Raw genomic sequence first — 5,750 nt, 5'->3', positions numbered from 1 at the left:
CTTAAATTTTATTTGCCGCAGCCGCATTTGCCCTGAGCGGCAAGCTTGCGGCGAACATATGCGATTTTACTTTGAAGCGGAAGGTGCTTAGGACAGTTGTCCTCGCAGCCTAGCAGCGTCATACAGCCGAATACTCCGTCATCATCGCCGATTAGTTCGTAAAAATCCTCGTCGCTGCGTTTATCCAGCGCATCGATCTGAAAGCGCGCTATGCGGTTGATACCGACGGCGCCGATGAAATCCTTTCGCATTATCGCGGTACCGCAGCTCGCCACGCAGATGCCGCACTCGATGCAGCGATCCAGCTCGAAAACCTCCTGTGCGACCTCCGGTTCGACCTTCTCCTCAAGCTTGGAGATATCGGTATCGTGGTCGGTATGGATCCAACTCTCTACGCGTTTGCTCATCGCGTTCATCCAGTTGCCCGTATCGACGCTGAGGTCTTTTAGCAGCTTGAAAACCGGAAGAGGCATAAGCTCGATCACGCCATCCGGATAGTCCTTGGTAAGCGTGCGGCACGCAAGCTGCGGCTTGCCGTTTACGAGCATACCACAGCTACCGCAGATACCCGCGCGACAAACGAAGTCGAAGCTTAGCTCGGGATCAAATCTCTCACGAATCACGTTAAGCGCGATAAACAGCGTCATTCCGTCGGTCTCTTCGAGCTCGTAAGTAGCGAAGTGCGGCTTTGAAATTTTGCTTAGCGGATTATACTTAAATGCCTTTATTGTTATTTTTCTACTCATATCCTATACCTGCTCTTTCGTTAGGTGCTTTATATTTTGGCTGCAATTCATAATGCATCAATGCCTCTTGAATTTCATATCTGCCTTTGCCCTCGGCTTGCATTTTCTCGCGAATTTCATCGACCTCTTTTTGGCGCACGGCGCTGTCCGGATGCTCGATGATATTGCCTTTGGCGCCGTATCCGCGGAACGCAGGCGGCATCTCCATCTTCATAATATCAAGCGGCTCGTAGCTTAGAGTAGGCATAGTATCGCCCTCTTTCCAGTTTGCAAGCGTTCGTTTTAGCCAGTTTAGATCGTCGCGCTTCGGATAATCCTCGCGGAAGTGCGCGCCGCGGCTTTCGGTGCGATCGAGCGCGCCCTTGGCGATACAAAGCGCGAGCTTTAGCATCTTCGGTACGCGATAAGCCTCCTCAAGCTCCGGGTTTCCGAAAAGCTCTTTATTACTTACTTTGACATCCAAGGACTGCTTGTAAAGCTCTTCAAGCTCTTTTACGGCTTTGGCTAATCCCTCGCCGGTGCGGAAGATCGCGCAGTGCTCCCACATCACGTCTTTCATCTTGTTTTTGATCTCGAATACGTTAAATTTACCCTCTTTTTCAAGCAGGCTCTTAATGTAATTTTTCTCTTTATCTACGAATTTTTCGATATCGTGCGTATTGATATCGACATCGTGTCCTTTACAATACTCCGCAAAATATTCGCCCACGATCATGCCCGCGACGACGGTTTCGGCGACGGAATTTCCGCCCAAGCGGTTAAAGCCGTGCATATCCCAGCACGCAGCCTCGCCGGCGCTGAAAAGTCCAGCTAGCGTTGGACTCTCGCCCGTAGCTTTTGTTTTGATACCGCCCATCGAGTAGTGCTGCATAGGAAGGATCGGAGCCCAGCCTTTACCGCGCTTTCTGCCCTGCTCGTCGGTTATTACTTCGGTGTCGGCAGGATCGATGCCGTTGAAAATTTCGCAAATTTCTTGCACGTCGCGTAAATTTTTCTCGATATGCTCGCGCCCAAGGATCGAAATGTCAAGCCAAACGTGCTCGCCGTAAGGGCTTTTGACGCCCTTGCCTTTTCTTATATGCTCCATTATGCGGCGGCTTACGACGTCGCGGCTAGCAAGTTCCTTTTTCTCGGGCTCATAATCCGGCATAAAGCGGTAGCCGTCCACGTCGCGTAAAATTCCGCCGTCGCCGCGGCAACCCTCGGTAAGCAAAATTCCGCTCGGAACGATAGGGGTCGGGTGAAACTGCACCGCTTCCATATTTCCAAGCTGCGCGACGCCCGTCTCAAGCGCGATAGCAGCACCTATACCCTCGCAAACGACGGCGTTTGTAGTGTGCTTATATACTCTGCCGTAGCCGCCGGTAGCGATCAGCGTGCCCTTTGAGACGTATGCGATCAGCTCACCGGTAACCAAATCCCGCACGATTGCGCCGTAGCAACGGTTATTTGCATGAATTAGCGCGATAGCTTCTTTGCGGTCGTGAATATCGACGTTATGCTTTAGCGCTTCGTTTGCAACGGCAAAAAGCATCGTATGTCCCGTGGCATCGGCGGTATAGCAGGTTCGCCATTTTTTCGTACCGCCGAAGTCGCGACTGTGAATAAGTCCGTGAACCTCGTCTTTTTCGGTGATCGTGGTCTTTTGAGCGTTGATAATAGCGCTTCGCTCGCCTCTAGTAATCCTGGTCCAAGGAACGCCCCAGCCCGCAAGCTCGCGGATCGCCTTAGGCGCCGTTTGCGCAAACATCCTAGCGACATCCTGATCACAGCCCCAGTCGCTTCCTTTTACGGTATCGGCAAAGTGCACGTCCTCATTGTCGCCCTCGCTCATCTTGGAATTTCCAAGCGACGCCTGCATGCCGCCTTGAGCTGCCGCAGAGTGCGAGCGCTTAACGGGGATCAGACTCAAAACGATGGTGCTAAGCCCCTTCTCTCCGGTAGCGATCGCAGCTCTTAAGCCCGCCAAACCGCCGCCAATAACTAAAGAATCGCAATATATTACATTCATCCTAAGCTCCCTATTCTAAACTTAACCATTTGAAATCGGCGATTATCGAAAGCAAGAAAAATGCACCCCAAACGATGAAAACCGTCTTTTTGATGAGGGCTCTTTTCCTTTGAATTTCCGCCTTCGTGCCGTCTATGCTAATCCATTTCATATAAAGCCTATAAATTCCAATACTAGCGTGAGTTACTACGAAAATCAATAAAACGAAATAAAATAGATGAAGCTGTCCGAATCGCGCGATAGCAAGATCTGCAGTAATTTTCGGACCGAATACGATCATTAAAATATGAGCCGCCGCAAAGAAAAATAGGAAAAATCCCGTCCAAAACTGAAACCACCAAAGCGTCGTGTCGCAATGCTTCATTCGCATTTTGTGCGCTTTAAACGCCCTGTAAGCGGCGTAGTTAGCCGGAAATTTTCTCATCGCCAAAAACGCGTGAACTACGAAAATCACGAAAATTACAAAAGCGACGATGTTTGTAACGAAATAAATTCCGCCCGGTTCGGCGAAATGAACAACGCCCTCAAACGCGCCCTTACCGATCAAAATCGTGCCGGTGAATATCATATGACACAGCATAAAACAGGCCAAAATCAGCCCGCTGATGCTTTGCGCCACGTCTTGCAAAGCCATAATGCGGCTTTTTTTGCCGTCTATGGATCTGCCCGTAAAGCCTTCAATGCGACCTAGCATAGGTTCTCCTTAAAAAAGATGATTATAAATCCCCGCTAAACGAAAATTTACATTTTTATAAAAAGATTATATTACTTTTTAACTTTAGATTAATTTAATTTCTGCAAATTAGTTTTTTCTTCAAAGACTGCTTTAAGAAAACTGCTATCAAAAACATTACTAAAGATAAAATTTGCCCCATCGATAAATTTAAAAATATAAAACCAAGCCCATCGTCCGGCTGCCTGAAAAATTCCACGAAAAATCTAAACGCCGTGTATAGCATCGCATACAGACATATCAGCTCGCCGTTAAATTTCTTAAATTTACGGTAGAAAAATAAAATCACGAAAATTACCAGTCCTTCCAAAACCGCTTCGTAAAGCTGGCTTGGATGGCGCAGCGTGCCGCCCACTAAGATCCCCCACGGCTCGCTCGTCTCGCGCCCGAAAAGCTCCTGATTTAAAAAATTTCCCACGCGCCCGAAAAAATATCCAAGCGGCACGCTAAGTGCCACGAGATCGAGCAGCGCCCACATATCGGTTTTAAATTTTTTGCAAAACCAAACCGTCGCGATCACGAATCCGACGACCGCGCCGTGATAGCTCATACCGCGAATGCCCACGAACTCGCCGTTATGAAAGGGATTAAAAATTTGCCACGGATGGCTGAAATACCACGCCGCCTCGCCCGAATAGATCGCGATGTATCCCAGCCGCGCGCCCAAAATGACGCCCACTTCGACCCAAATAAAGTAGCGATCGAGCATCTTATCGCTGAAGTCAAGGCCGTCTTTTCGCACGAAATATTTGGCGATAAATAGCGCCGTAAGCAGCGCCAAAACATACATAATGCCGTACCAGTGCACGTTTATGCCAAACGCGCTAAATGCCACGGGATCAAAGTGGGCGTAAATTTCGTTCCAGTAATTCAAATTTTTCCTTTGTTTTAAATTTTAAAATTTAACGGCGCGCATCGGACGCTGCGTGACGCACGCTCGGTAAAAGACGCAGGGCGGCGCATACGTGAGCGCAGAAGCTAGGCTTCCAAGCTCGATAGCACACGCAAAGCGCTTAAGACGCGCGGTGCCGAGTGATTGTAACCGATGAGGCGCCTTACACCTCACGTAAAATTTCAAACGATGGCGCCTTGTGCGGCATGCAAAGCTACACACGGATTGCCGAAGCACACAGCACCGTGACGCAGACGCGACGCGCGCAGCGCCTCGATACCGACAGCGCACGGCAAAGGCTGGATGATGCGCATAACGAGAGCGCCGGACGCCGAGCAAAACTCGCAGTGCGCGCAAAACAAACGTCGAACGGCACATGCGCAAAATACCGAATGCCGCGCAGAATTCAAAACGACGCGCGCGATATACGACAAGCACCGACGCACAAAAACAGCAAGGCAGCTACTTTGCATCCGCGCAAGATAATGCAGATAAAATTCGCCCGTCTTGCTTAGCTTATCGCGCCCGCAGGAGCTGTACCGGCTACAGCTCAAGGAATTCCGAAAGCGAGCTACAAGCCTATCTCTACATAGTATTTTTCTGTGCCGAACATACAAAAAAACACCGAGCGCGCGTTTTAAATTTTAAATTCCAAGCCCAGCGTCTCTTTCATCACGCGGCAAAAATCCGCCAAAAACCACCCAAGCGCCTTGTAGTAGCTGCTTTTAGCGTTTATCTGCACGTGCGTAGCAAGCGCGTAAAAGCTAGGAATGATAAATTGCGCCAGATATAGCGTCAAAATTTTATGCGATTTCGCGTCCGTGTTTTGCTTAAAGATCATGGCAAGAAGTGCTAGCATATTGGCTGCGTGAGCGCTTTTAAGCTCCGCAAAAGGCTTTTTGAAGCGGCATTTTTCATAAAACAGCTCCACTTCGCTTTCGCTTATGAGCTTGAAAAAATCCATCTCAAACGCCTCTTTTAGCGCCTCAAAATCGCGCTCTATCGCCGCGTAGTCCTCGTCCTGCACCTTTTGCCAAAGCTCGTGGCCGTTTTTGTTCTCGATATTTTTATTTACGATGATCCAGTTTTTGCCCAAGCCGCGCAACTTCTGCTCATCTATCACGCCTTTAAAATTCGTCGCAAAGATTATGCAGATCACCGAGTATAGCTCGCCTAATTTCATCTTTTTCCTTTAAATTTAATCAAATTTCGCTCGCTTTTTTTAGCTTTTCGATGCCGAATTTTTCCCAAATCCTGCTTAAAGATCGATCTAAGCTCTGCTGCTTTTTATCGATCTCGCCAAAGAGCAGCGAGCTGCCCGATTTGCCGCTAAAATTTGAAAGATTTAGCGCTACGTGGATTATCTGC

General features: G+C 48.8%; 6 protein-coding genes. 1 reads left to right on the top strand and 5 read right to left on the bottom strand.

What is annotated here, in order from left to right:
- Positions 1–8: 8 nt before the first annotated feature.
- The 4 genes from Q0340_RS03075 to lgt all read right to left on the bottom strand — a co-directional run bounded on the left by Q0340_RS03075 (position 9) and on the right by lgt (position 4,364).
- Positions 9–746, bottom strand: a complete 738-nt coding sequence (locus Q0340_RS03075) for a fumarate reductase iron-sulfur subunit (RefSeq protein WP_298082111.1) — start codon at positions 744–746, stop codon at positions 9–11.
- On the bottom strand, positions 739–2,757 hold the full coding sequence (locus Q0340_RS03070; protein WP_298082110.1) for a fumarate reductase flavoprotein subunit: 2,019 nt from the start codon (positions 2,755–2,757) through the stop codon (positions 739–741). The genes Q0340_RS03075 and Q0340_RS03070 overlap by 8 nt, the downstream gene beginning before the upstream one ends.
- 10 nt (positions 2,758–2,767) lie before the next feature.
- On the bottom strand, positions 2,768–3,451 hold the full coding sequence (locus tag Q0340_RS03065; protein WP_291936192.1) for a fumarate reductase cytochrome b subunit: 684 nt from the start codon (positions 3,449–3,451) through the stop codon (positions 2,768–2,770).
- Positions 3,452–3,545: 94 nt separating this feature from the next.
- Positions 3,546–4,364: a prolipoprotein diacylglyceryl transferase gene (gene lgt / locus Q0340_RS03060; RefSeq protein WP_297904690.1), complete on the bottom strand. Its 819-nt coding sequence runs from the start codon at positions 4,362–4,364 to the stop codon at positions 3,546–3,548.
- 158 nt (positions 4,365–4,522) lie between these two features.
- On the opposite strand from lgt, the gene Q0340_RS03055 reads away from it, so the two are divergent.
- On the top strand, positions 4,523–4,897 hold the full coding sequence (locus Q0340_RS03055) for a hypothetical protein (RefSeq protein ID WP_298082109.1): 375 nt from the start codon (positions 4,523–4,525) through the stop codon (positions 4,895–4,897).
- A gap of 122 nt (positions 4,898–5,019) precedes the next feature.
- Here Q0340_RS03055 and Q0340_RS03050 read toward each other — a convergent pair whose 3' ends face one another.
- Complete coding sequence (locus tag Q0340_RS03050; RefSeq protein WP_298082108.1) at positions 5,020–5,565, bottom strand: hypothetical protein; 546 nt, start codon at positions 5,563–5,565, stop codon at positions 5,020–5,022.
- Positions 5,566–5,750 lie beyond the last annotated feature (185 nt).

Origin of the sequence: uncultured Campylobacter sp., assembly GCF_938045595.1 — a bacterium.
Classification (GTDB): domain Bacteria; phylum Campylobacterota; class Campylobacteria; order Campylobacterales; family Campylobacteraceae; genus Campylobacter_B.
The sequence above is the reverse complement of the archived record's forward strand: the minus strand, read 5'-3'. Positions and strand labels throughout refer to the sequence as shown.